Below are 25,406 nucleotides of genomic sequence, written 5' to 3'. Positions count from 1 at the left end.
GTTCCGGGCCGTGGCCGGACACGCCGGACATCCGCCGGATTCCCCTGATGGAGGGGACCTGGGGCACTCGAGGTTTGCGGCTCGGGAAGAATCTGCGTACGCATTGAACAAAGAACGGCCCGGCGCCCGTACCTAGGGCCATGAACGGCGCGCACCCGCGCCGCAACTGGCGGAAGTAACACGGGAGTTGACATGAACACCTGGCGAAACGCCTCGCTCGCGGTGACCGCGGTGACTCTGTTGGCGCTGACGACGGCGTGCGGTCAGGACAAGGGCACCGAGTCGCCCAACGGGCAGAACGTGGGCAACGCGAGTCCGGCCGGTCAGGCCGCGGACAGCTTCGGATCGGACAGCGGATACGGCTCCGGCGCGGCGGCGGAGCCCGCCTCGGCCGAGGAGGCAGGTCAGCTCGCCGTCCGGGACAGCGAGGAGCTCGGCAAGGTCGTGACGGACAGCGAGGGATTCACGCTCTACCGATTCGACAAGGACACCGCGAGCCCGCCCAGGTCGAATTGCGAAGGCGACTGTGCGAAAGCCTGGCCGCCGGTACCCGCGGGCAATGTCACCGCCGCGGCCGGGACCGATGCCGCTCTGATCGGGAAGGTCACCCGGGCCGACGGGGTGCAGCAACTCACGCTGGCCGGCCGGCCGATGTACCGGTACGCCAAGGACGCGGCGCCGGGCGACGCCGAGGGGCAGGGAGTGGGGGGAACCTGGTTCGCCTCGGCGCCCAACGGCAAGAAGGCGGCGGTGAACGCCGACGGTCCTTCCGGCGCGCAGCCGGCGGGCCTCGCGGGCCTCTCGGTGCGCAAGGATCCGGAACTCGGCGATATCGTCGTGGACAAGCGGGGGATGACGGTCTACCGGTTCAAGAAGGATGTCGCGTGGCCGATGAAGTCGGCCTGTACCGGAGCCTGTCTCTCGAAGTGGCCGGTTGTCGCACCTGTCGAGAAGAATGATGTGAAGGGTGTCACGACGAAGGGTTTTGTCACATTCGACCGGCCCGACGGACTCAAGCAACAGGCCGTCGACTGCTGGCCCGTCTACACCTTCTCCGGAGACGTCAAACCCGGTGACACCAACGGCCAGGGCGTCGGGGGGACATGGTACGCGGTTTCCCCGCAGGCCAAGCTGGTCGGGGCGGCGAAGTAGTCCGGAAATAAACTTCTTGCGTGATCCCGTCGCCGAATGTCACGGGCAGCGACGGGACGGTTGCACATGCCACGGGTGTGTGACCAATAACGGACCGCTAATTTCCGTTTCCGCTCGCTCTCCTGGCGGTGGGTCAGTAGCCTCTGGTCAATACTGACCATGAACATGGCCGGATCACCGAGGCGACTTGTTGGAGACATCGATGGAGCGTCCCGCCTGGGCACCGCAAGGCATTGACATTTCAGTGCCGAGCGTGTCTCGAATGTATGACTTCTATCTGGGCGGATCGCACAATTTCGAGGTGGATCGGGAAGCGGCCCGCAAGGCCATGAAGTTCATGCCGGGACTTCCCAAGATCATGCAGGCGAACCGCGCCTTTATGCGCCGGGCCGTGCGCTTCGCGCTGGACGAGGGCGTCACACAGTTCCTGGACATCGGTTCCGGGATACCGACCTTCGGAAACGTTCACGAGGTCGCCCAGACGATCGACCCGCAGGCCAAGGTGGCTTACGTCGATCACGATCCGGTGGCGGTCGCCCACAGCCAGGCCGTGCTCGAAGGCAATGACCGCGCGGTCATCGCCACCGCCGACCTGCGCCGTCCCGAGGAGATCCGCGACCACCCCGAGGTCTCCAAACTCCTCGACCTGGACCGTCCGGTGGCGCTGCTGCTCGTCGCCGTACTCCACTTCGTCGAGGACGCCGACGACCCGCACGCGGCCGTCGCCGCCCTGCGCGACATCCTGGCCCCCGGAAGCCTGCTCGTCGTCACCCACGCCTCGTTCGAGGGGATCCCGTTGACGAGGGAGGAGGCCGGCGGCACGGTGGGGGTGTACAAGAAGATCCGCAGCCCGCTGGTCATGCGCTCCCGCGACGAGGTCGGCCGGTTCTTCGACGGCTACGAGATGGTCGAGCCCGGACTGGTGTCGATGCCGAGCTGGCGCCCGGAGAACCCCGCAGCGCAGGACAACGAGGACCCATACGCCTTCTCGGGCTTCGCTGGAGTGGGACGCAAGGCGTGAGTATTCCCGCCCAGGCGTCCGGAGCTCCGGACGCGGAGCCGGACGGTCCCGAGGACCGGCTCCGGAGATTCGCCACGATCTGGAGCCGGGCGATCTTTCCGTCGACGGCCACCTCCTTGACCCGGCCGGAGTTCGAGCAGCATCTGCTCCCACTGGCCCGTGCGCTCAGCGACACACTGCACGCCCGCCCCTTCGATCCGGCGTCCGCGAGCGGGGTGGGCAGCGCCCTCGTCGCAGCGCACTGCACGGACCCGGACGCGCTCAGCTCCACGCTCGGCGTCGTCGACTCGTATCTGGTGCTCTACTGCGGAAGCAACGGCCCGGACGCGCTCTCGACCGAGGACAGCCGGTCGCGCTGCGCGCGCATCCAGCACGCGGTCGCGGGGGGTTTCTCCCAGGCGCTGCGCGAGCGGACGCTCGCCGAGCAGGAGGCGATCGCCCGCTCGGCGCTCACCGCACGCTCGCACGCCGAACAGGCCCTGCATGCGACCGAGGCGCGCTTCAGGGCCGTCTTCAAGGACGCGGCCATCGGTATCGGGATCGCCGACCTGGACGGCAATGTGCTGGAGATCAACGACACCCTCACCCGGATGTTCGGCGGTCTCGAGAACCACGTCCTGAGTCACCGCGTCAACGAGTGGGTCCATCCGGAGGACTCCCCGCAGGTCTGGAAGTACTACAACGAGCTGGTCCGCGGCGAACGCGAGCACTACCGGGTCGAGAAGCCGTACTACCGCAACGACGGCACCGTCCTGTGGACCAATCTGACGGTGTCTCTGCTGCGCGACTCGGAGGGCCGGCCGGAATACCAGCTGGCCCTGATGGAGGACACCACCGAGCGACGGCTGCTCAATCTGCGGCTGCGGTACGAGGCCACGCACGACGCGCTCACCGGCCTGCCGAACCGGACGCTCTTCTTCGAGCGCCTCGAGAAAGCGCTCTCGGCGGGTGACGGAAGCCGCTTCGGCCTCTGCTATCTGGACCTGGACGGTTTCAAGGCGATCAACGACAGCCTGGGCCACGCATCGGGCGACCGGCTGCTGGTCGAGGTCGCCGACCGGCTGCAGAGCTGTGCGACCGCACCCGGCGAGATGGTGGCGCGCCTGGGCGGCGACGAGTTCGTCGCGCTCACCACGGGCGCCGAAACCGAAGAGGAGGTCGACGAGCTGGCGTGCCGGATCCTCGGTGTGCTCGCCACGCCGATCCGGATCGACGGGCGCGAGCTGACCGTTCGCGGGTCCATCGGAGTCGTCGAGGGGCCGGCCGGCGAACGCAGCGCCGCGGAGGTGCTGCGCAGTGCCGACATCACGATGTACCGGGCCAAGTCCGCGGGAGGCAACCGCTTCGAGCTCGCCGATGCGGAGGCGGACGCCCGCGCGATCACCCGGCACGGTCTGACCACGGCGCTGCCGGCCGCGCTGGAGCGCGGCGAGTTCTTCATCGAGTACCAGCCGCTCGTGCACCTCGACGACGGTTCGGTGCACGGCGCGGAGGCGCTGGTGCGCTGGTGCCACCCGCAGCACGGGGTGCTGGGGCCCGACCGGTTCATCACGCTCGCCGAACACACCGGGCTGATCGTGCCGTTGGGCCGCTGGGTCCTGGAGGAGTCGGTACGGCAGGCGAACTTCTGGCAGGAGCGGCACACCGACGGCGGTCCGCTGCGGATCAACGTCAACCTCTCGCCGGCCCAGCTGCACCATCCGCGGCTGGTCGCGGAGACCGTCAACATCCTGGAGCGCTCGGGTCTCGAACCGGGGGCGCTGTGCCTGGAGGTCACCGAGTCGGCGCTCATCGGGGCGGACGAGGACCTGCTGAAGCCGCTGCGGCAACTGGCGGAGATGGGCGTCGACATAGCGCTCGACGACTTCGGTACGGGGTACTCCAACCTGGCGAACCTGCGGCGGCTTCCGGTGAGTGTCCTGAAGCTGGATCGTTCCTTCACCCAGGGGATGCAGCACCATCCGGCCGACCCGGTGGACCTGAAGATCGTCGAGGGGATCGTCTCGCTCGCCCACAGCCTGGATCTGGCCGTGACGGTGGAAGGCGTGGAGACGAGGGCCCAGGCGGATCAGCTGCGGCAACTGGGCTGCGACACCGCCCAGGGCTGGTACTACGCGCGCCCCGGCGCGCCGGACCGGATCCACTCCCTGCTGCTGGCCGACGCGGTGTGAGGCGGCCGTTCCACATGCATGCCCCCGGCCGCCGGATCAGGTCCGTCCGGCGGCCGGGGGCGGGGTCTGTGCCCTGCTGGCCAGGAGTACCCGCTGCAGCTCCCGCGCCGCCCGTGGCGGAGCCACGTCGCTGCGGTGCGCCAGGGCGATGGTGCGGCGCAGCCCCGGCCGCGCCAGCGGTGTCGTCCGCAGATCGTGGCCGGCCCGGTCGGCGACCATGCTCGGGACGACCGCGACACCCAGGCCGGCGCGGACGAAGCCGAGTACGGCGTCCATCTCGCCGCCCTCCACCGTGAAGGACGGTTCGAAGCCCGCGGAGCGGCAGGCGGCGACCGTGAGCTCCCTCAGGTCGTAGCCGTGCCGGAACATCACCAGGGGCTCGCCCTGAAGATCAGCGATCCGGACACTGCCGCCCCGGCCGGGGCGCGGGCCGTCCGTCGAGGAGACCACCACCAGATCCTCCTGGAGCAGCTCGACCGTGGTCAGCGCCGGTGAGGCCGCGGGCAGCGGCAGCACCACCAGGGCCAGATCGAGCGTGCCGCGCGCCAGTTCCCGTACCAGGTCGTGCGAACCGCCCTCCTCCAGCAGCAGCTGGATCCCGGGGTGCAGGTCATGGAAGGCGCGCAGCACGTCGGGCAGCAGGCCCGTGCAGATGCTGGGCGTCGCGCCCAGCCTGACCCGGCCCCGTCGCAGCTGGGCCAGCTCCTGGACCTCGTGCCGTGCGGTGTCGGCGTCGGCCAGGATGCGCCGGGCGAGGGGCAGCAGGGCCTCGCCCGCGTCCGTCAGTGCGATGTTTCCCCGGGCCCGGCTGAACAGCTCGGCACCCAGCTCGTTCTCCAGGGCCCTGATCTGCTGGGAGAGCGAGGGCTGCGAGACGTGCACCGCCTCCGCGGCGCGGGTGAAGTGCCTGGCCTCGGCGACCGCCACGAAATACGTGAGCTGCTGGAAGTGCATACACGCACCCTACCGCCGATGATAGTCAAAGCCTATGGAGATGAGCTGTTCCATGTCTTGGACTGATCGGGCCCTTCGGCCCTAGCGTCGTGTCCATGGCATTGGCAACACGGACGGACCGACGGCCGTCCATGACGCGCACGCTCTGGGACTCGTCCGTCGGCAAGAAGACGATCATGGCCGTGAGCGGTCTGATCATGCTCCTCTACTTGGTCGTCCACATGGTCGGCAACCTGAAGATCTTCTTCGGGGCCGACGAGTTCAACGGCTACGCGCACTGGCTGCGTGTGATGGGCGAGCCGTTCCTGCACCACGAGTGGGCGCTGTGGATCGTCCGCGTCGTGCTCGTGGCCGCGGTGGTACTCCACGCCGTCTCCGCGTACCAGCTCAGCCGGCGTGATCTCAGGGCGCGCCCCGACAAGTACGTCCACAGGAAGCCGCGCGCGAGCTATGCCACCCGCACCATGCGCTACGGCGGCATCATCATGGCGCTGTTCATCGTCTGGCACATCCTCGACCTGACCACCGGCACCGTGCACTCGGGCGGATTCCAGTCCGGGCACCCGTACCAGAACGTCATCGACACCTTCTCCACCTGGTACGGCAACGTCATCTACATCGTCGCCATGCTCGCCATGGGGCTGCACGTCCAGCACGGCTTCTGGAGCGCGGCGCAGACCCTCGGTGCGGGCCGCGCGACCCGCGACCGCGTCCTGAAGACCCTCGCCAACGTCCTCGCACTGGTGCTGACAGTGGGCTTCATCTCCGTACCCGTCGCCGTCATGACCGGAGTGGTGAGCTGACATGAACGACTACACCGACTACGTGACCGGCGCCCCGGTCATCGACACCAAGGCCCCCGAAGGGCCCGTCGCCGAGCGCTGGGACACGCGCCGCTTCGAGGCCAAGCTGGTCAACCCGGCCAACCGCCGCAAGCACACCGTCATCGTCGTCGGCACCGGCCTGGCCGGCGGTTCGGCCGGTGCGACGCTGGCCGAACAGGGCTACCACGTCGTCCAGTTCTGCTTCCAGGACTCGCCCCGCCGGGCCCACTCGGTCGCCGCCCAGGGCGGCATCAACGCAGCGAAGAACTACCGCAACGACGGCGACTCCGTCCACCGGCTCTTCTACGACACCGTCAAGGGCGGTGACTTCCGGGCCCGCGAGTCCAACGTCCACCGGCTCGCCCAGATCTCCGTCGAGATCATCGACCAGTGCGTGGCGCAGGGCGTCCCCTTCGCCCGCGAGTACGGCGGCCTCCTCGACAACCGCTCCTTCGGCGGCGTCCAGGTCTCCCGTACCTTCTACGCCCGCGGCCAGACGGGGCAGCAGCTGCTCCTCGGTGCCTACCAGGCGCTGTCCCGGCAGATCGCCGCCGGCAACGTCGAACTGCACTCCCGCACCGAGATGCTCGACCTGGTCGTCGTCGACGGCAAGGCCCGCGGCATCGTCGCCCGCGACCTGGTCACCGGAAAGATCGAGACGTACTTCGCCGACGCCGTCGTACTGGCGAGCGGTGGCTACGGCAACGTCTTCTACCTCTCGACCAACGCAATGAACTCCAACACCACCGCCATCTGGCGCGCACACCGGCGGGGCGCGTACTTCGCCAACCCCTGCTTCACCCAGATCCACCCCACGTGCATCCCGCGCACGGGCGACCACCAGTCCAAGCTGACCCTGATGAGCGAATCGCTCCGCAACGACGGCCGCATCTGGGTGCCGAAGGCCAAGGGCGACGACCGTCCCGCCAACGAGATTCCCGAGGACGAGCGCGACTACTACCTGGAGCGCATCTACCCCGCCTTCGGCAACCTCGTGCCCCGCGACATCGCATCCCGCGCCGCGAAGAACGTCTGCGACGAGGGCCGCGGGGTCGGACCCGGCGGCCAGGGCGTCTACCTCGACTTCGCCGAGGCCATCGAGCGGATGGGCCGGGCCAAGGTCGAGGAGAAGTACGGCAACCTCTTCGACATGTACGCGCAGATCACCGCGGAGAACCCGTACGAGACCCCGATGCGGATCTACCCCGCCGTGCACTACACGATGGGCGGACTCTGGGTCGACTACGACCTCCAGACCACGGTCCCGGGGCTGTTCGCGATCGGCGAGGCCAACTTCTCCGACCACGGGGCCAACCGGCTCGGCGCCTCCGCGCTGATGCAGGGGCTCGCCGACGGCTACTTCGTCCTGCCGTCGACCATCAACGACTACCTGGCCCGCAACCCCCACCACGACGAGGTCGACGCCTCCCACCCCGCCGTGGAGGAGGCCGTGGCCGAGACCGAGGACCGGCTGAACCTGCTGCTGGCCGTCGACGGCGACCGCACCCCCGATTCCTTCCACCGGGAGATCGGCGAACTCATGTGGGAGTACTGCGGAATGGCCCGCACCGAGGAGGGGCTGCGCAAGGCCCTCGACCGGATCCCCCGGATCCGCGAGGAGTTCTGGCGCCGCATCAAGGTGCCCGGCACCGGCGAGGAGTTCAACCAGTCGCTGGAGAAGGCCAACCGCATCGTCGACTACCTGGAGCTCGCCGAGCTGATGTGTCTCGACGCGCTGCACCGGGCGGAGTCCTGCGGAGGTCACTTCCGCGAGGAGTCGCAGACCCCGGACGGCGAGGCCGCCCGGCGCGACGAGGAGTTCTCCTACGGCGCGGCCTGGGAGTTCACGTCCACCGGCGACGCCCCCGTGCTGCACAAGGAAGACCTGGTCTTCGAGTACGTCCACCCCACTCAGCGGAGCTACGCATGAAGCTCAACCTGCGCGTCTGGCGCCAGAAGAACGCCGACGCCCCCGGCGCCATGTCCACCTACCAGGTGGACGGCATCTCGCAGGACATGTCGTTCCTGGAGATGCTCGACACCCTCAACGAGGAGCTCATCCTCGCCGGCGACGACCCCGTCGCCTTCGACCACGACTGCCGTGAAGGCATCTGCGGCGCGTGCAGCCTCGTCATCAACGGCGACGCCCACGGCCCGGAGCGCACCACCACCTGCCAGCTCCACATGCGGTCCTTCGAGGACGGCGACACCATCGACATCGAGCCGTGGCGGGCCTCGGCCTTCCCGGTCGTCAAGGACCTGGTCGTGGACCGTTCGGCTTTCGACCGGATCATCCAGGCCGGCGGCTACATCTCCGCCCCCACCGGCACGGCACCCGACGCGCACGCCACGCCCGTGCCCAAGCCGGACGCCGACTTCGCCTTCGAGCACGCCGAGTGCATCGGCTGCGGAGCCTGCGTCGCCGCCTGCCCCAACGGTTCGGCGATGCTGTTCACCTCGGCGAAGGTCAACCACCTGAACGTCCTGCCGCAGGGCGCCCCGGAGCGTGAGACCCGGGTCCTGGACATGGTCGGTCAGATGGACAGTGAGGGCTTCGGTGGCTGCACGCTCACCGGGGAGTGCGCCACGGCGTGCCCGAAGGGCATCCCGCTGCCGTCGATCTCGGCGATGAACAAGGAGTGGCTGCGGGCCACGCGCAAGGTCCACCGCTGAGCGCGGTGACCGGCTCCCGGTCCCGGAGGCCGCCCGCCTCCGGGACCGGGAGGTCCTGTGTGTGCGGCAGGGTCAGGAGGTCACGGAGAGATCGTCCCCGTAGACCGTGCCCTGCCCGTACCAGCCGTGCAGATAGACGGTCACGGTGCCGCTGGACCCGGTGGTGAAGGCCACCGACTGCTTGGCGTATCCGCTCGACGAACCCCAGGTGCTCGCCGACGCGCCGCCCCGGACACCGAGGTATCCGTAGCTCCCCTGCACCCATCCCTGAAGCGTGTACTTCGTGTTGGGGGACAGGGTGAGCGTCTGGGTGCACTCGCCGGTCTGCGAGGACGTGGCCGCAGCGGCGAGGGCGTGAGTGCCGCCGTGCACCGGGGTGGAGACGACCGCGCCGCCGGACTCACAGGTCCAGGGGCCGAGCGAGCCGGTCTCGAAACCGCCGTTCACCAGCGAACCCGTGCCGCCGCCCGGACCGGACACCGTCAGGGTGAGGCTCGCCGCGTGGCTGAGCGTGCCCGACGCACCGGTCACGGAGATCGTGTAAGTGCCGGGCGTGGCCGACGCCGACGCGTTCACGGTGAGGGCCGACGTGCCCCCGGCCGTGACCGACGCCGGGCTGAGCGCCGCCGTCACACCGGCCGGCGCCCCGCTGGTCGTCAGCGCGACTGTCTTGGCGCTCCCCGAGGTGACCACGGTCTTCACGGTGGCCGTGGTCGAGCCGCCCGGTGCGACCGTCGCCGATGCGGGGGTGACGGCCACCGAGTAGTCGTCCGTCACCGGACCGGTGCCACCGCTCGTGAACGGGGCGAAGGTGTGGCTGAAGTACCAGGTGTCCTGGGCGATCCCGGAGCAGGTGTCGCTCCCGCCGGTGCCGGGGCAGCCGCCGTTGTCGCGCTGGAGAGCCCAGAACGACAGGGTGCTGACGCCCTTGGAGACGGCCCAGTTGTAGACCGAGGTGGCGTCGGCCGTGGTGAACGTCTCGGCCGGGCCGTAGTCGTCGATGCCCGGCATCTCGATGATGCCGGTCATGCCCCACAGTTGCGCGTCGGTCTTCGACGGGTACAGATCGGCGAGTTGGCCCTTGAGGCCGGTGATCGACGTCTGGGTGTCCTGCGCCATGTTGTGCGAGGCGCCGTCGTAGTAGTCGAACGTCATGAGGTTCACGACATCGACCTTGGCGCCGTTGGACACCGCGTTCTCCAGGACCGCGAGACCGCTGTCGGCCAGACCGCTCGTGGTGGTGGGCAGGGTGTACGAGATCTGCACCGAGCGCCCGTTGGCGGCCGCCCAGTCCTGGACCTTCTTGATCGCCTTGTTGCGGCGGTCGATCCCGGCGCTGTTATCCAGGGAGTTGTCCTCGATGTCCATGTCGAGGCGGGACACGTCGTAGGTCGTGATGACCTTCTCGTACGCCGCCGCGATGGAGTCGACGTTCGTACAGCTGTCCGCGATCTCGGTGCCGCCGTTGTCGGCCGAGTAGCCGCCGAACGACGGGATCACGTCGCCGCCGCGCGAGCGGATGGTGGTGAAGTCGGCGCCGAACTCGGACTGGGCGATGGGGGTGCCCGAGTCGCCGTTCCAGTAGGGGGTGCAGGAACCGCGGGCCTCCGTCTGGATGAAGGCCATGGTCAGGTACTTGGCGCCGGACGCCTGCGAGAGCGCGGCCGGGCTGTCGCCGTTCCACGCCTCGAAGTACGGGGCGAAGACGTGCGCGGGCAGGGGGGTGGCGGCGGTCGCGGCGGCCTGTGCGCCGGCGCCTGATCCGAGGACCAGGCCTGCGGTCGCGACGACGGTGGCCAAGGCGCTCAGGACGGCGCCGACTGTTCTTGGACGTCTCATGGGGCAGCTCCCAGCGGGGTGGGACAACGGGGTATCGCACGGGTCTGCCGCGCCCGGTGAGGGGCGCGGCCCGTTCCTGTGATTCCCGGCCGGGGTCACGTGCCGCACGGAGAGGAACGACCGTGAGGCATGCCCATGATTGGTCTGGACCAGCTAACTGTCAACGTTCTTTACTGTTTCATTCCTCTTTGCTTGCCGGGGCGCACAACTCATTTGTCTTGCTGAGGAGTTGTGGCTATTCGAGGTGGAGTGCCGCCCGAAGGTACGCCGCCGTCCGGCTCTCCCGCGCGCGGGCCACGTCCACCGGCGGTCCGGAGGCCACGATCCGGCCACCGCGGTCGCCGCCGCCCGGCCCGAGGTCGATCACCCAGTCGGCGCCCGCCACCACGGCCATGTCGTGCTCCACGACCACCACGGTGCTCGCCGCGTCGACCAGCCCGTGCAACTGCCGCATCAGCACCTCGACATCGGCCGGATGCAGCCCCGTCGTCGGCTCGTCGAGCAGGTACAGGGTGTGGCCACGACGGGCACGCTGCAGTTCTGCCGCCAGCTTGATCCGCTGCGCCTCGCCGCCCGACAGTTCCGTCGCCGGCTGCCCGAGCCGCAGATAGCCCAGCCCCACGTCGAGCAGTGTGCGCAGGCTGCGCCCGGCGGCCGGCGTGTCCGCGAAGAAGCCGGCCGCCGACTCCACCGTCAGGTCCAGCACCTGAGCGATGTTCAGCCCCCGCAGGGTGACCTCCAGCGTCTCCGGGTTGTACCGCGCGCCGTGGCAGTCCGGGCAGGGCGCGTACGTGCTGGGCAGGAAGAGCAGCTCCACCGAGACGAACCCCTCGCCCTGGCAGGTCTCGCACCGCCCGCCCGTCACGTTGAAGGAGAACCGGCCCGCCCGGTAGCCCCGCTCGCGCGCCACGTCGGTGGCGGCGAACAGCTTGCGCACGACGTCGAAGAGCCCGGTGTACGTGGCCAGGTTGGAACGGGGCGTACGGCCGATCGGCCGCTGGTCGACCTGGACCAGGCGGTCCACCGCATCCAGCCCCTCGGCCGAGGCGCATCCGGGCGCCGCCCGCTCCGGCCGCGGCTCCGAAGCGTCCGCGGTCCGCCGGTCGGCCAGCACACCCGCCAGTACCTGGCCGACCAGCGTCGACTTGCCGGAGCCGGAGACGCCCGTCACGGCCGTGAACACCCCGAGCGGGAAGGCGGCGTCCACACCGCGCACGTTGTGCCGGTCCACCCCGTGCAGCCGCAGCCACCCCGAGGGTGTGCGCACCTCGCGTTCGGGGACGGGGGCGTCGTCGAAGAGGAAGCGCCGAGTCGCCGACTCCGCGACGTCGGCGAGCCCGGCCGGCGGCCCGCTGTGCAGCACCCGGCCGCCGTGCTCACCGGCCAGCGGCCCCACGTCGACGAGCCAGTCCGCCTGCCGCACCACATCCATCTGGTGCTCCACGACGAAGACCGTGTTCCCGGCCTCCTTGAGCCGGCCGAGCACCGCGAGCAGCGACTCCGTGTCCGCCGGGTGCAGTCCGGCCGACGGCTCGTCCAGGACGTAGACGACCCCGAAGAGCCCCGACCGCAACTGGGTCGCCAGCCGCAGTCGTTGCAGTTCGCCCGAGGACAGCGTCGGAGCCGTGCGGTCCAGACTGAGGTAGCCGAGTCCCAGCTCGGTGACCGTTCCGATCCGGGCCAGCAGATCCCCCGTCAGTACCCGGGCGGTGTCGTCCCCGCCCGCCGCCGACAGCACCTCCGCGAGTCCTGTGAGCGGAAGGCCCGCCAGCTCCGCGATCGTACGGCCCGCGAAGGTCACCGCGAGGGCCTCGGGCCGCAGCCGGCTGCCGCCGCAGACCGGGCAGGGAGCACTCGTCAGGAAGCGCTCGGCCTTCGCCCGAAGTGTCCGGCTCCGGGAGTCGGCGAAGGTGTGCATCACATAGCGCCGCGCGCTCATGTACGTACCCTGGTAGGGGCGTTGGATGCGGCCCGCATCGCGCACCGGATGGACCGTCACCACCGGCTGCTCGTCGGTGAACAGGATCCATTCACGGTCGGCCGGGTCGAGCTCGCGCCACGGCCGGTCGATGTCGTAGCCGAGGGCGTCCAGTACGTCGCGCAGGTTCTTGCCCTGCCACGCCCCCGGCCAGGCGGCGATCGCCCCGGCCCTGATCGACAGCCCCGGGTCGGGGACCAGGAGCTCCTCGGTGGTGCTGTGGACCCGGCCGAGACCGTGGCACCGGGGGCAGGCCCCGGCGGCGGTGTTCGGCGAGAACGCGTCCGAGTCCAGCCGCTCGGCCCCCTCCGGGTACTCCCCGGCCCGCGAGAACAGCATCCGCAGGGAGTTGGACAGGGTGGTCACCGTACCGACGGACGACCGGGCGCCCGGTGCGGAGCGGCGCTGCTCCAGCGAGACGGCGGGCGGCAGTCCGGTGATCTCGCCGACCTTCGGTGCACCCACCTGGTGGATGAGCCGCCGGGCGTACGGCGCGACGGACTCGAAGTAGCGGCGCTGGGCCTCCGCGTAGATCGTCCCGAAGGCGAGCGAGGACTTGCCGGACCCGGAGACGCCGGTGAAGACGGTGAGGGTGTCGCGTGGGATGTCGACCCGGACGTCCTGCAGATTGTGCTCGCGTGCGCCGCGGACCCGGACGTACGGATCGTGGGGGGTGGCCATGAGGGTGGGGCTCCGTACGGTTCGGGGCGGGCTGATCTGGACAAACGGTTTGATTCTAGGCTTCGGTGCGCGGCCGGGAAGCGCGGAGGCCGACCGGTGTCGCGGTTTGCGCCGTGCCGGGTCGTCGAACGCTGTCGCACCTTGGTTTGCTGGGCGCATGAGAGACGACGCCCGGCCGTTGGCCGTATTCGATCTGGACGGCACGCTCGCTGACACCGGCCACCGGCAGCACTTCCTGGAGGGGCCCCGGCGCGACTGGGCCGGTTTCTTCGCCGCCGCGCCCGACGACCCGCCCCTGCCCGAAGGCGTACGGCTCGCTGTGAGCAGCTCCGAGGAGTGCGAGGTCGTCTACCTCACCGGACGCCCGGAGCGCTGCCGCAAGGACACCGTGGCCTGGCTGGCCCGGCAGGGGCTGCCCGAGGGGCGGCTCCACATGCGGCGCAACGACGACCGGCGGCCGGCCCGCAGGACCAAGCTGGAGATCCTGAAGCGGATGGGGCGGGACCGCGAGGTGCGGATGCTGGTGGACGACGACGAGCTGGTCTGCGACGCCGCCGAACAGGCGGGATTCACGGCGGTGCGGGCCCGCTGGGCGCAGACCTCGCCCGCGTTGAAGGACGCTCAGGAGCGCGAGGGGCGCACCTGAGCGAGGGCGGGAGCCGTCTGTTGTGCGGGGCCCGGGGGTGGCCGTTGCTGCCGGGGACCGGGGCCGGATCCGTCACTCCTTGTCGTCGAGCCTGAAGCCCACTTTCAGGCCGACCTGGTAGTGCTCGATCTGGCCATCTTTGATCTGTCCGCGCACCTGGGTGATCTCGAACCAGTCGAGATTGTGCAACGTTTCCGAGGCTCTTGCGACGCCGTTGCGGATGGCCGCATCGACGCCCTCATGGGAGGTTCCTACGATCTCGGTGACGCGATACGTGTGATTCGACATGATGTGTCCCCTCTCGTCCCTACCAAGGTGCCCCACCTTGGCGCGGTTCGCGAGAGGTCGCGGAGCGGCGGTCCTTCCGGAACGGCCCTTGACCAAAGTATTGGTCCATACCAAAATCCAGCCACGCCCGTGCGAGCGCAGCCCGCAGTCCCCCACACCGGGTCCGCAATTTTGTCCTGCCGTTTCGCAGAAGGTGACCCTCGTGAAGAACCGCATGCTTGTCGGAGCCATCGCCCTGATTTCCACCGTTGCGCTGGGCGGGTGCGGAATGATCCCCGGGTCGGACGGTTCGGGCGGCAAGAAGGTCACGATCTGGCTGATGAAGGACAGCGTCAGCGCCGACTTCCTGGAACGCTTCAAGAAGTCGTACGAGGAGGAGCACTCCTCGGTCGAACTGGAGTTCAAGATTCAGAGCTGGAGCGGAATCGGACCGAAGGTTCTCGAAGCCCTCAGCGGTAAGGACACCCCGGACGTCATCGAGGTCGGGAACACTCAGGTCGCCCAGTACGCGGAGAGCGGCAACCTGCGCGACCTCACCCTGGAGTCGATGCGTGATCTGGGCAGCGAGGACTGGCTGCCGGGCCTCGCCGAGCCGGGCAGCATCGGTGGTGTCCAGTACGGAATCCCGTGGTACGCGGCCAACCGTGTAGTGATCTACAACAAGGACCTGTTCGAGCAGGCGGGAATCAAGAGCCCGCCGAAGACGCGCGCACAGTGGATCGAGGACACCGGCAAGCTGAACCGCGACGGCAACCAGGGCATGTATCTGCCCGGCCAGAACTGGTACGTGCTTGCGGGATTCATCTGGGACGAAGGCGGCGAACTCGCCAGCGACAAGAACGGCGACTGGCAGGGCACTCTGGGCACCTCCGCCGCGCTCAAGGGCATGGACTTCTACTCCGAGCTCCAGGCGCTGGGCGACGGCCCCAAGGACGCGGACGAGGAAAAGCCCCCGCAGAGCGATGTGTTCGCCGAGGGGAATGTCGCGCAGATCATCTCCACCCCCAGCAGCGCGACACTGATCGAGAAGGCGAACCCCGAACTCAAGGGAAAGCTCGGCTACTTCCCGATACCGGGCAAGACCGCGAAGGCGCCCGGTTCCGTATTCACCGGCGGCTCCGACCTGATCATCCCGCAGAAGGCGGACCAGCGCAGCGCGGGGTACGAGGTCATCAAGGCGCTGGCCGGGGCGAAGTGGCAGGAGGAACTCGCCAAGGCCATGAGCTACGTTCCCAACAAGCCCTCCCTGGCTCATGTCATCGAGGGTGAGCAGAGCACCGCCGCGATGGCCGAAGGAGCCGCACGGGGCCACGCGACCCCGAACTCGCCGCAGTGGGCGGCCGTCGAGGCCGCCAACCCGATCAAGCCCTTCATGACGGCGGTCCTCCAGGGCGGGGATCCCGCGACCGAGGCGAAGACCGCGTCCGAGAAGATCACCGCGCTGCTCGCGGGCAGCTGACCCGGCAGCCGTCGCACACCCCCGCGCGGTACGGCGGGGTGACCGCGCCCTTGCGGGGTACGGCGGTCCCCCTCGCGCAGCGGGGTGCGGCAGGACCGCCGCACGGCACCGCGGGGTGCGGCCGGCCGCAGCGCACCGCGGGATTCAGCCGTCGCACATCCCGGCTCTCCATGGTGGTCACGTCGAATCCAGCCGGTCACGGAAGAAGTAGGAGGGGCCGGGTCCCGCGACTGCGCGGGGCCCGGCAGCCGCCCTTGCCGACCCGTCCCCGGAGTCCGTCATGCATGTGCTGCCCACCGCTTCCCCTGCCACCCCCGCCGCCGTCCCGTCCGTTCCGGCGCAGCAGTCCGACCGGACCGTCACCGACGGGCCGCCGCGCTACCGGGTCTCCCTCGCCGTGGACCAGGCGGAGATACGCGCCGCCCAGCGGCTGCGCCACCAGGTCTTCGCGGCCGAGTTCGGCGCCCGGCTGGACGGCCCCGAACCCGGCCTGGACAGCGACGCCTTCGACGCGTACTGCGACCACCTCCTGGTCCGGGAGGCGGCCACCGGCAAGATCGTCGCCACCTACCGGCTGCTGCCGCCCGACCGCGCACGGATCGCCGGACGCCTCTACGCCGAGAGCGAGTTCGACCTCACCCGGCTCGCGTCCGTCCGTGACGACCTGGTCGAGGTCGGCCGCTCGTGCGTCCACCCGGCCCACCGGGACGGCGCCGTCATCGCGCTCATCTGGGCCGGTCTCGCCCGGTACATGGAGCGCAGCGGACACAACTGGCTGGCCGGCTGCTGCTCGATCTCCCTGTCCGACGGCGGGACGGCGGCCGGCCGGGCCTGGGAGACCGTACGGACGAAGCACCTGGCACCCGAGGAGTACTGGGTCTCCCCGCACCGCCTCTGGCAGCCCCCGGCCGCGCTCCCGGACGGTCCCGGAGGGCTGTCCTCGCTCCCGCCCCTGCTGCGCGGCTATCTGCGGCTCGGCGCGCGGGTCTGCGGAGCACCGGCCCACGACCCCGAGTTCAACGTCGCCGATCTGTACGTCCTGCTTTCGCTGCGTGCCACCGATCCCCGCTACCTGCGCCACTTCCTCTCGCTCGCCCCGCAGCAATGAGCACCTGGCTGCCCGTCTCGCCCTGCACCCCGCCCGGCTGCGCCACCCACGACGGCGCCGCCCGGCACCCGGTCCCGGCAGCGGCCCTGCTGCTCGCCGGCTGCGCGCTCACCCTCACCGGCGCTCTGTGCGCCCCGCCCGCCCTGCTCCTGGGCCGCGTCCGCCGGGAGCGGCTGACCCGGGCGTGGGCGCACGGGGTGCTCCGCGCGTTCGGGGTGAGGATGCACGTCGTCGGCCGGCCGGAGGGACACCGGGACGGGCCTGGGGTCCTCGTCGTGGCCAACCACGTCTCCTGGCTGGACATCCCTCTGGTCGCGGCAGTGTGTCCCGGCCGGATGCTGGCCAAGAGCGACATCAGGAACTGGCCGCTGCTGGGACCGCTGGCCGCGCTCGGAGGCACCCTCTTCGTCGAGCGCGAACGGCTGCGCGCGCTGCCCGCGACCGTGCAAGCCCTGGCCTCGGCGCTGCGGGGCGGGGCCAGGGTCGTGGTCTTCCCGGAAGGCAGCACATGGTGCGGCCGCGGGCCCGGCGGCCGGTTCCGGCCCGCGGCCTTCCAGGCGGCGATCGACGCCGAAGCCGCGGTCCAGCCCGTCCGCATCCGCTACCGCGACGCTGCCGGGGTGCGCGGGGCCGCCGCGGGGGCCGCCGCGTTCGTCGGTGACGATCCGCTGGCCGTGTCCCTGTGGCGGGTGGTGCGGGCGGCCGGACTGACCGCCGAGATCCACGTCATGCCGCCGATCCCGGCGAGCAGCGTCCACGGCCGCCGCGCACTGGCCGGACTGGCTCAGTCCACTGTGGCCAGCGACAGCGCGAACCTGCCTGCCGAGTCGGTCCACCACTGACTCAACCGAAGGCCCGCAGCGGCGAGTTCATCCCGCACACCGTCCTGGCGGAACTTCGCCGACACCTCCGTCCGCACCTCCTCACCGGCCTCGAACGACACCAGCAGATCCAGTTCCGGAATCTTCACCGTGAGCGCCCGGCGGGCCCGCAGCCGCATCTCGATCCACTCCTGCTGCGGGTTCCACCGGGCCACGTGCTCGAAGTCGTCCGGTGCGAAGTCGGCGCCCAGCTCCCGGTCGACGACCGACAGGACGTTCCGGTTGAAAGCGGCCGTCACTCCGGCCGCGTCGTCGTACGCCGCGACCAGCACCGCCTCGTCCTTCACCAGATCCGTCCCGAGCAGCAGCGTGTCACCGGGGGAGAGCAGCGACCGCACCGAGGAGAGGAACGAGGCCCGCTCGTCAGGCAGCAGATTGCCGATGGTGCCGCCGAGGAACGCCACCAGCCGGGGACCCGGAGTGGCGGGCAACGACATCTCCGCCGTGAAGTCGGCGATCAGCGCGTGCACGGACAGCCCCGGCCGCTCCTCCAGCAGCGCCTTCGACGCGCCGCGCAGCGCGCTCTCGCTCACGTCGACCGGCACGTAACTGTGCAGCTCCGGCAGCGAGTCCAGCAGGTGCCGGGTCTTCTCCGAGGAACCCGATCCCAGCTCCACGAGCGTCCGGGCACCGGAGGCGGCGGCGATCTCGGCCGCCCGGTCGATCAGGATCTCCCGCTCCGCGCGCGTCGGGTAGTACTCGGGCAGCCGAGTGATCTCCTCGAACAGGTCACTGCCGCGGGCGTCGTAGAACCACTTGGGCGGCAGCGTCTTGGGGAGCCGGGTCAGACCGTGCAGCACATCGGCGCGCAGCGCCGCGTCCGTCGCGTCCACCGGCAGGGTACGGGTCAGCAGAAAGGGACTCACTCGGTGGGCTCCTTGAGCGGGGTCAGCAGAACATCGGCGCGGGTCGCGGTCAGCAGCGTTCGGTCGGGGACCTCGCACCAGCGGGGATCGTCGTCGTACGGCTCCGAGGCGACGACCGTGTGCCGGCCGGGCTCGGCCAGATACCACAGGGTGTCTCCCCAGGCCGTCGCCACGATGGTGCGGCCGTCGGTGAGCAGCAGGTTGAGGCGGGAGCCGGGTGCCGCCTCGGCGACCTCCCACACCGTGTCTGCGACTGCCTGCGGGAGCGCGTCGCCCGCCGCAAGCCGGTGCTGCACGAGCGCCCACACCAGTGCGGAGTCGCAGCGGGCGGTGAGCCGGAGCAGCTCGGCCGGGGGAAGCGTCGCCGCCAGCGGGGCCACCGATCCCGGCCAGCCCTTCACCGCTCCGTTGTGGCTGAACAGCACACCGCCGCCGCTGAAGGGTGCAGCCGCCGCCTCGCCGTCCGGGTCCGCCTCGGTGGCGTCCCGGACCGCGCCCAGCAGGGCCTGGCTGCGCACCACCCGGGCCAGATCGGCGAAGGTCTGGTCGCCCCAGATCGGGCCCTGCCGACGGTACCGGCCCGGGACCGGGTCCCCGTCCGCGTACCAGCCGACACCGAAACCGTCCGCGTTGACGGTCCCGTGCCGCTGTCGGCGCGGCTCCCAGGACTGCCGGACCAGTGAGTGCACCGGCTGTGTCAGCACCACGCCCAGGGGCACCTCCGGCCCTACATAAGCGATATGACGGCACATCAGAGATCCCTGGCCGTACGGAATCCGGAGAAGATCTGGCGCCGCACCGGCAGGTCCCAGTTGCGGAACGTGCCCCGGCAGGCCACCGCGTCCACCGCGAACGATCCGCCGCGCAGCACCTTGTGGTCCGGGCCGAAGAACACCTCCGAGTACTCGCGGTACGGGAACGGCGCGAAGCCCGGATAGGGCAGGAAGTCGCTCGACGTCCACTCCCACACGTCGCCGATCAGCTGACCGGCACCGGACGGTGAGCGCCCGGCGGCGTACGCTCCCGCGGGTGCGGGCCGCAGATGGCGCTGCCCGAGGTTGGCGCGCTCCGGAGTCGGGTCCGCGTCGCCCCACGGGTAGCGCCGGGAGCGCCCGGACGCGGGGTCGTGGCGGGCCGCCTTCTCCCACTCCGCCTCGGTGGGCAGCCTGCGGCCGGCCCAGCGGGCGTACGCGTCCGCCTCGTACCAGCTCACGTGCAGCACCGGCTCGTCCGCCGGGACGGGCTCGGTCACCCCGAAGCGGCGGCGCAGCCACTGCCCGGCCTCCCGGTGCCAGAACAGCGGCGCCGCCAGCTCGTGCTCACGCACCATCGCCCATCCCTCGGACGCCCACCAGCGCTGCTCCGTGTAGCCGCCGTCCTCGATGAACGCCCGGTAGGCGCCGCAGGTCACCGGCGCGGTGTCGATGAAGAAGCCGGGGACCTCGCGCCGGTGCGCGGGACGCTCGTTGTCGAGTGCCCACGGCTCTGTCGAAGTGCCCATGGTGAACGGCCCGCCCGGGACGAGGACTTCCGCCGGAAGGGAGGTCGCGTCGGTGGCCCGGGGCGGCTCGGGCGCGCTCAGCGCGGCGGGGCCCGAACGCAGCTGATGGGTGATCAGCATGGTCTCGTCGTGCTGCTGTTCGTGTTGCGCGATCATGCCGAAGGCGAACCCGGCCCGCAGCAGCGGGCGGCCGCCCAGCGGCGTGGACTCCAGTACGTCCAGGGCCCGTCCGCGTACCTCCGAGGCGTAGGAACGGGCCTCGGCGGGCGCCAGCAGCGGAAGGGAGGGGCGGGACGCCCGGGGATGCTCGAAGGCGTCGTAGAGGCCGTCGATCTCCGGGCGCATGGCCTCCCGGCCGGCGACGCCGCGCAGCAGCCACAGCTCTTCCTGGTTGCCGATGTGCGCGAGGTCCCAGACCAGGGGCGACATCAACGGCGAGTGCTGGGCGGTGAGTTCGTGATCGTCCACACTGTCGGTGAGAAGTGCGGTGCGCTCACGGGCGGTGAGCAGCGCGGCGAGCGCGCGCTCCCTGAGGACCTCGGGGTCCTGGGCGTCCGGGCTCTGCGGCCCGTACGGCGAAGGTGCGGGGGAGTCGGTCATGAGAGGGTCCCCTTCGGGTGGGCCGAACCGTGGCGCCGGTCCGTTGTGAGCAGTTCCCGCAGGTCGTCGGCCGGGCAGCGGCCCCGGGCGACGTAGCGGTCGCGGAAGCCGGCCACCGCGTCCCGCACGGCCTCCGTGGCGCCCATCCGCGGGAGTGCCTCCAGGGCCAGCTCGAAGCAGGTGGCCGCCGCCGCCCGCAGCTCCGGATCGGCCAGCCCGTCGCGGGCGGCCGCGACCCAGAGCGGATTGCGCGGTGCGGCCAGGGGGCCCGCCGTCTCGGCCAGGGGTTTGACGGTGCGGTACACGGTCTCGGCGGCCTCCGGGTCGTCGAACAGGGCAGTGGTGACGGCCAGCGGCACGATCCAGCCGTCGTCACCCGGCTGCGCGTCGATCATGCGCAGCTCCAGATGTCCGCGTGGGCGCACCGGCGGGAACAGCGTGCTGATGTGGTAGTCGAGATCGTCCCGGACCGGGCGCTGCGGTGCCCCGTGGCGGATCCAGTCACGGAAGGTGAGCCCCTTGGGCACGGTCCACGGCCCCTCGTCACCCCGGATACACATGACGGGCGTGTCGAGGACGTAGGCGGCCCAGGCGTCCCGGGGCGGCAGCTGCCCGGCCGGGGCCAGCGTGCGCAGCGGATCGAGGTCCGCCCACAGCGACTGACGCGTCGAGCGCCACGGCGTCGGCCTCCCCAGCCGGAAAGGCGAGTTGGCGAACGCCGCCACCAGAACCGCACCCAGCAGATGGGACAGCTGCCAGCGCCGCCCGTACCCGAGCGGTCCCGGCTCCTCCTCTCCGGCGTCCAGGCACACCTGGACGGACGCGGTCGTGCACATCATGGCCCGGCCCGCCGGGCCCGACCGGTCGAACGCGAGCTCCATGGCGTCGTAGCGGGGCCGGTGCAGCAGCCGGTTCGGCGGATTCCAGGGATCGACGCCGAACCCGGCCGGAGCCAGGTCCAGCCGGCCGAGAGTGTTACGTACGGCGACGAGATCGGCGGCCGTGTCGTTGATGCACGCCATGAGTGATTCGGCAGGGCGCGAGCTGAGTTCCAGCTGACCGCCGGGTTCGAAGGTGAGCGCCGCGTTCAGGGGCAGCGCCCGGACGGCCGTCGAGGCCGCTTCGAGACGGTGGTGCGGGACAGGAAGGTGAGGCAGCTCGCGATCGTGCAGGAGCCATTCGAGCTCGACCCCCACGATGCGAGGCGGTCCTGTCTTGAAGCAGATACATCGCAGTAAATCCTCCGCCTCGCCTTCGCCGATGGGCGTGGCCTGTTCGGGCGGACGGTGTTCGCCGGGTGCGTCGGATGACATGGCCGGGCCTCCTGTTCCGGTGCGTCCGTCCTACCCAAACCCCTGTCGGGAGATCGCACAAGAGTGCCTTGTGCGTCGGAAAATCACTTGCGTCCCTGCCGTGGAGGCGTCGACGATGCCCCGTATGCACCATAAGGGGGAGGGCCGATGAGCGCCCGGCTGCGCGGCATCGCGCGAGAGACCGAGGCCATCGTCGAGGCGGGCCGCTACCGCACACCGCAGGGCCGGGAGGTCGGCATCGAGCGTGCGCTGGCCGCCGCCCTTTCGGGCACCAGGCTGTACGGCCCCGAGCCGGTGCATGTCGCCGCGCTGGACGGGAACCGCACACCGCGTATCGAGGTGACCGGAGAGAGCAGCCTCCGTGCGGCCGCCCGGATGACCGGTGAGGGACCCGGCAAGGTCGCCGTCCTGAGCTACGCCTCCGCCCGCAACCCCGGCGGGGGGTACCTCAACGGGGCGCAGGCGCAGGAGGAGGCCCTGTGCCGCGGGTCGGCCCTGTACGCGACGCTGTTGCGGACCCCCGACTACTACGCCCACCACCGGGCCGAACGCAGCGCCTTCTACACCGACCGGGTCATCCACTCACCGGGCGTTCCCGTCTTCCGCGACGACCGCGGACGCCTTCTCGACACCCCGTACACGGCGGGATTCCTCACCTCGCCCGCACCCAACGCCGGGGTGATCCGCAGCCGGACCCCGGAGCTGGCGCACCACATCCCCGCAGCCCTTGCCGCACGCGCCGAACGGGTGCTGGAAGTCGCTGCGGTGCGCGGCTACCGCAGGCTGGTGCTGGGAGCCTGGGGATGCGGCGTGTTCCGCAACGACCCGGCCGAGGTGGCGGGTGCCTTCCGTGCCCTGCTCACCGACGGCGGCCGCTTCGCGGGCCACTTCGAGCAGATCGTCTTCGGCATCCTCGACCGGAACGAGGACTCGCCCACCCGCGCCGCATTCGATCGCATGTTTGATTGTGGGGGTAACTCTCACGCTGACGTTGAGCCATAGGGTTCGCCGTCAGGCGGAGCACCGGGCCTGGACCGTTCGGGTCCGGCGGGCCCGTCACGGCGGCGGGCCGGCGGCGTCCGTGACCGGGCGAGGCTGCCGTGACGGACCCGCCGGCAGCCGTCAGCGCCAGTCGTAGAGCTCCCGCAGCCGCCCGACGACCAGGTCGAACCTGTCCCGGTCGAGCGCGCACGCCTCACGCCGCATGCCGTCCTCGTGCACCCGCAGCACCCGGTCCAGATCGACCCAGGACGGACGGCCCGAGCTGTCCCAGGGGCCCGCTCCCAGCGCCACCCATTCCCGGTCCTGGTCATGCTGCTTACTGGACAACTGCACGGCGAGCAGGGTGCCTGCCGCCTCGCGGGCGACCACGAGAACCGGACGGTCCTTGCCGCGCCCGTCGTTCTCCTCGAACGGCACGAAGGTCCAGACGATCTCGCCCGGATCGGGGTCGCCGTCCCGGTCGGGGGCGTACGAGGTACGAACGGGACCCACGTCGCGCGGGTCGGCCTGGGAGGTTGCGGCGGGACCGGCCTGGCCGGGGAAGGCGGCCGTGCCGTCATTGCTGTCGCTGCGGTGCTGGATGGTCATCGCAACACCGTAGGACCTGCACGGCTCCTCGTGGGGAGCGGGTCCGCCGTACGGTCCGCGGACCGCGACCGACACACCCCCGCATCCGGCGCGTCCGGACCTCGACCTGAGGTTCACACCCGGTCCGGGCCCCGGCGCGTCCCCGTGCCGAACGGGTCTGGAAGACTGCCCGACGCCATGAGTCAGTTACCCAAGCAGCCCGCCGAAGGCCCCGTTCCGACCAGCGCCGACGTGGCGCGTCTCGCCGGCGTCTCCCGGGCCACCGTGTCGTACGTACTCAACAACAACTCGGCCGTACGGATCAGTGATCCGACCCGCCGCCGGGTGCGGGAGGCCGCCACCGAACTCGGCTACGTACCGCATGCGGCAGCCCGTAGCCTGCGCGCCGGACACTCACGCATGGTGCTCCTGCCGACCGCGAACCTCCCCTCCGCGCCGCTGCACCACCGCTTCCTGCACGGGCTGGAGTCCGGCCTGCGCCGCCTCGACTACACCGTCGTCCAGTACGGCTCGATCGGCCTGGACCCGGGAGACGCCGCCCGTGCCTGGGCCGAACTGCGGCCGGTCGCCGTCATTGCGCCGGCGTCGGTCCCCCTTGCCCCGCAGAGCATCGCCGTGCTCCGGCGCTCCGGCGCGAAGGCGGTCATCACCCTCGGGCCGCAGCCGGTGCCCGGCGCCCACGCGCTGATCACCGATCAGCGGGAGGTGGGCGGCAGCGCCGTCCGGCACCTGCTGGAGCGCGGCCGGCGCCGGATCGGCGTGGTGATGCCCGCAGAACCGGGTCTCGACCTGTTCGCCGGCCCCCGACTGGCCGGTGCCCGGCAGGCCGCCGCGGCAGGCGGGGCCCGGATCGAGGAGCTCCCGCTGCGGTACACGGAGGAATCGGCTGCCGGGCTGGCCGCCCGTTGGCGCACACTCGGTCTGGACGCCGTCTTCGCGTACGACGACAGCTACGCGATGCTGCTGATGCGGGCCCTCCAGGACGCAGGCGTCGAGGTGCCCGCGGAGACCGCTGTGGTCGGCGCGGACGATTCCATGCTGGGAAGGCTGCTGCGGCCCAGGCTCAGCAGCGTACGGATGGAACTGGCCACGTTGCAGCCGCTGGCCGACCTCGTCGACCGGCTGGTTCAGCACCCCGGGACGGAACCGGAACGGCACGACCTGCTGAGGGCGCGGACAGTCCACCGCGAGTCCAGCTGAGACGGCCGCCAGCGCGGCGACATGCGCGGCGGACGCCCCTTGCTTAGCGTCATGACCATGAGCCATCCGCAGAGTTACGAGATCCTGCTGGTCCCCGCGTTCACCGACCGCAAGGGCACGGCGGACAAGGGAGCAGGCGCGAAGGATTCCGGTGCCGGGGAATCCGGGTCCGGTGATGCCGGTCCCGGAGATTCCGGCGACGTCGGCGAGGCCGGCGCGCAGGACGCCGGGGTGCAGGAGGCCGGGGCCGAGGAGCCGGCGACGGAGGACTCGGACGCCCTGGACTCGGACGCAGAGGGCTCCGGCAGCCGGGCTGTCGGGAGCGTCCGTCCCGGCACGGCCATCCGCTCGGCGGTCGTGGCCGCCACCGGTGAGACGGGCGAGTCCGGCTACCCCCGTTACGCCGGCGACGGCATGGTCGCCGACATCGACCCCGTGACGCACACCGTCGAGGCGCTGCTGATCGACGGATCGGAGCTCGACTACGGACTCTCGGTCCGCGTCTCGGAGCGGAAGGCGGACGGCTGACGCCGGCCTGCTCCCGGCACCGCGACAGTCAGGGCCCGGCCGGGGGCGGGCCGGGCCGGGCAGTAGCGGGGGCGGGGCCCCGTAAATATTTTTCGTGATAAGGTGCACCAAGGGAATTGGGGACGGAACGGAA

The 25,406-nt window shown here is 70.7% G+C and carries 22 protein-coding genes; 13 read left to right on the top strand and 9 right to left on the bottom strand.

The window, feature by feature from the left end:
* Nucleotides 1-192 precede the first annotated feature (192 nt).
* The 3 genes from ABT025_RS12950 (at nucleotide 193) to ABT025_RS12940 (ending at nucleotide 4,344) form a co-directional block, all read left to right on the top strand.
* Complete coding sequence (locus ABT025_RS12950) at nucleotides 193-1,152, top strand: SCO0930 family lipoprotein (RefSeq protein WP_350993093.1); 960 nt, start codon at nucleotides 193-195, stop codon at nucleotides 1,150-1,152.
* Between the two features lie 202 nt (nucleotides 1,153-1,354).
* A complete protein-coding gene (locus ABT025_RS12945; RefSeq protein ID WP_350993091.1) occupies nucleotides 1,355-2,173 on the top strand; it encodes an SAM-dependent methyltransferase in 819 nt (272 codons plus the stop codon).
* Nucleotides 2,170-4,344, top strand: coding sequence for a putative bifunctional diguanylate cyclase/phosphodiesterase (locus tag ABT025_RS12940; RefSeq protein WP_350993089.1), 2,175 nt, complete (start codon nucleotides 2,170-2,172; stop codon nucleotides 4,342-4,344). Before ABT025_RS12945 ends, ABT025_RS12940 begins: the two co-directional genes overlap by 4 nt.
* A gap of 36 nt (nucleotides 4,345-4,380) precedes the next feature.
* Here the strand turns inward: ABT025_RS12940 and ABT025_RS12935 are convergent, their stop codons facing one another.
* On the bottom strand, nucleotides 4,381-5,298 hold the full coding sequence (locus ABT025_RS12935; protein WP_350993087.1) for a LysR family transcriptional regulator: 918 nt from the start codon (nucleotides 5,296-5,298) through the stop codon (nucleotides 4,381-4,383).
* A gap of 95 nt (nucleotides 5,299-5,393) precedes the next feature.
* Between ABT025_RS12935 and ABT025_RS12930 the strand changes: the two genes are divergently transcribed.
* Genes ABT025_RS12930 through ABT025_RS12920 form a run of 3 tightly spaced genes read left to right on the top strand, consistent with a single transcriptional unit; the run spans nucleotide 5,394 to nucleotide 8,795 of the window.
* Nucleotides 5,394-6,101, top strand: coding sequence for a succinate dehydrogenase (locus ABT025_RS12930; protein ID WP_350993085.1), 708 nt, complete (start codon nucleotides 5,394-5,396; stop codon nucleotides 6,099-6,101).
* Between the two features lies 1 nt (nucleotide 6,102).
* Nucleotides 6,103-8,052, top strand: a complete 1,950-nt coding sequence (locus ABT025_RS12925) for a fumarate reductase/succinate dehydrogenase flavoprotein subunit (protein WP_350993083.1) — start codon at nucleotides 6,103-6,105, stop codon at nucleotides 8,050-8,052.
* The gene (locus ABT025_RS12920; RefSeq protein ID WP_350993080.1) at nucleotides 8,049-8,795 is read left to right on the top strand and encodes a succinate dehydrogenase/fumarate reductase iron-sulfur subunit; all 747 of its coding nucleotides are present in this window, start codon (nucleotides 8,049-8,051) and stop codon (nucleotides 8,793-8,795) included. Before ABT025_RS12925 ends, ABT025_RS12920 begins: the two co-directional genes overlap by 4 nt.
* 72 nt (nucleotides 8,796-8,867) lie before the next feature.
* Here the strand turns inward: ABT025_RS12920 and ABT025_RS12915 are convergent, their stop codons facing one another.
* The gene (locus tag ABT025_RS12915) at nucleotides 8,868-10,634 is read right to left on the bottom strand and encodes a glycosyl hydrolase family 18 protein (protein ID WP_350993078.1); all 1,767 of its coding nucleotides are present in this window, start codon (nucleotides 10,632-10,634) and stop codon (nucleotides 8,868-8,870) included.
* A 235-nt stretch (nucleotides 10,635-10,869) separates the two neighbouring features.
* Nucleotides 10,870-13,293 carry an excinuclease ABC subunit UvrA gene (locus ABT025_RS12910; protein WP_350993076.1) on the bottom strand — a complete coding sequence of 808 codons (2,424 nt, stop codon included), beginning with the start codon at nucleotides 13,291-13,293 and terminating at the stop codon, nucleotides 10,870-10,872.
* Between the two features lie 157 nt (nucleotides 13,294-13,450).
* Between ABT025_RS12910 and ABT025_RS12905 the strand changes: the two genes are divergently transcribed.
* Nucleotides 13,451-13,939 carry a phosphatase domain-containing protein gene (locus tag ABT025_RS12905; RefSeq protein WP_350993074.1) on the top strand — a complete coding sequence of 163 codons (489 nt, stop codon included), beginning with the start codon at nucleotides 13,451-13,453 and terminating at the stop codon, nucleotides 13,937-13,939.
* Between the two features lie 72 nt (nucleotides 13,940-14,011).
* Here ABT025_RS12905 and ABT025_RS12900 read toward each other — a convergent pair whose 3' ends face one another.
* Nucleotides 14,012-14,227 (bottom strand): dodecin, encoded by a 216-nt coding sequence (locus ABT025_RS12900; protein WP_350993072.1) that lies wholly within the window; start codon nucleotides 14,225-14,227, stop codon nucleotides 14,012-14,014.
* Between the two features lie 202 nt (nucleotides 14,228-14,429).
* Between ABT025_RS12900 and ABT025_RS12895 the strand changes: the two genes are divergently transcribed.
* The 3 genes from ABT025_RS12895 (at nucleotide 14,430) to ABT025_RS12885 (ending at nucleotide 17,636) form a co-directional block, all read left to right on the top strand.
* Nucleotides 14,430-15,686 carry an extracellular solute-binding protein gene (locus ABT025_RS12895; protein ID WP_350993069.1) on the top strand — a complete coding sequence of 419 codons (1,257 nt, stop codon included), beginning with the start codon at nucleotides 14,430-14,432 and terminating at the stop codon, nucleotides 15,684-15,686.
* A gap of 280 nt (nucleotides 15,687-15,966) precedes the next feature.
* Nucleotides 15,967-16,794 carry a GNAT family N-acetyltransferase gene (locus ABT025_RS12890; protein WP_350993067.1) on the top strand — a complete coding sequence of 276 codons (828 nt, stop codon included), beginning with the start codon at nucleotides 15,967-15,969 and terminating at the stop codon, nucleotides 16,792-16,794.
* The gene (locus tag ABT025_RS12885) at nucleotides 16,791-17,636 is read left to right on the top strand and encodes a lysophospholipid acyltransferase family protein (RefSeq protein ID WP_350993065.1); all 846 of its coding nucleotides are present in this window, start codon (nucleotides 16,791-16,793) and stop codon (nucleotides 17,634-17,636) included. Before ABT025_RS12890 ends, ABT025_RS12885 begins: the two co-directional genes overlap by 4 nt.
* On the opposite strand, the gene egtD is transcribed toward ABT025_RS12885, so the two are convergent.
* The 4 genes from egtD to egtA are packed head-to-tail and all read right to left on the bottom strand — an operon-like array spanning nucleotide 17,579 to nucleotide 21,955.
* Nucleotides 17,579-18,541, bottom strand: coding sequence for an L-histidine N(alpha)-methyltransferase (gene egtD, locus ABT025_RS12880; RefSeq protein WP_350993063.1), 963 nt, complete (start codon nucleotides 18,539-18,541; stop codon nucleotides 17,579-17,581). The genes ABT025_RS12885 and egtD overlap by 58 nt on opposite strands.
* Nucleotides 18,538-19,293: an ergothioneine biosynthesis protein EgtC gene (gene egtC, locus ABT025_RS12875; protein ID WP_350993061.1), complete on the bottom strand. Its 756-nt coding sequence runs from the start codon at nucleotides 19,291-19,293 to the stop codon at nucleotides 18,538-18,540. Before egtC ends, egtD begins: the two co-directional genes overlap by 4 nt.
* Nucleotides 19,293-20,642 (bottom strand): ergothioneine biosynthesis protein EgtB, encoded by a 1,350-nt coding sequence (gene egtB, locus ABT025_RS12870; protein WP_350993059.1) that lies wholly within the window; start codon nucleotides 20,640-20,642, stop codon nucleotides 19,293-19,295. Before egtB ends, egtC begins: the two co-directional genes overlap by 1 nt.
* Complete coding sequence (egtA, locus tag ABT025_RS12865) at nucleotides 20,639-21,955, bottom strand: ergothioneine biosynthesis glutamate--cysteine ligase EgtA (RefSeq protein WP_350993057.1); 1,317 nt, start codon at nucleotides 21,953-21,955, stop codon at nucleotides 20,639-20,641. The genes egtB and egtA overlap by 4 nt, the downstream gene beginning before the upstream one ends.
* A 147-nt stretch (nucleotides 21,956-22,102) precedes the next feature.
* Between egtA and ABT025_RS12860 the strand changes: the two genes are divergently transcribed.
* A complete protein-coding gene (locus tag ABT025_RS12860; protein WP_350993055.1) occupies nucleotides 22,103-22,957 on the top strand; it encodes a TIGR02452 family protein in 855 nt (284 codons plus the stop codon).
* 120 nt (nucleotides 22,958-23,077) lie between these two features.
* Here ABT025_RS12860 and ABT025_RS12855 read toward each other — a convergent pair whose 3' ends face one another.
* Nucleotides 23,078-23,545, bottom strand: a complete 468-nt coding sequence (locus ABT025_RS12855) for a type II toxin-antitoxin system PemK/MazF family toxin (protein ID WP_350993053.1) — start codon at nucleotides 23,543-23,545, stop codon at nucleotides 23,078-23,080.
* A gap of 177 nt (nucleotides 23,546-23,722) precedes the next feature.
* On the opposite strand from ABT025_RS12855, the gene ABT025_RS12850 reads away from it, so the two are divergent.
* Both ABT025_RS12850 and ABT025_RS12845 read left to right on the top strand, forming a co-directional pair.
* Nucleotides 23,723-24,745 (top strand): LacI family DNA-binding transcriptional regulator, encoded by a 1,023-nt coding sequence (locus ABT025_RS12850; RefSeq protein WP_350993051.1) that lies wholly within the window; start codon nucleotides 23,723-23,725, stop codon nucleotides 24,743-24,745.
* Between the two features lie 279 nt (nucleotides 24,746-25,024).
* Nucleotides 25,025-25,273 carry a hypothetical protein gene (locus tag ABT025_RS12845; protein WP_502971936.1) on the top strand — a complete coding sequence of 83 codons (249 nt, stop codon included), beginning with the start codon at nucleotides 25,025-25,027 and terminating at the stop codon, nucleotides 25,271-25,273.
* The last annotated feature ends 133 nt before the right edge of the window (nucleotides 25,274-25,406 follow it).

The organism is Streptomyces sp. NPDC002809, assembly GCF_040295435.1.
Taxonomy (GTDB): Bacteria; Actinomycetota; Actinomycetes; order Streptomycetales; family Streptomycetaceae; genus Streptomyces.
The sequence above is the reverse complement of the archived record's forward strand: the minus strand, read 5'-3'. Positions and strand labels throughout refer to the sequence as shown.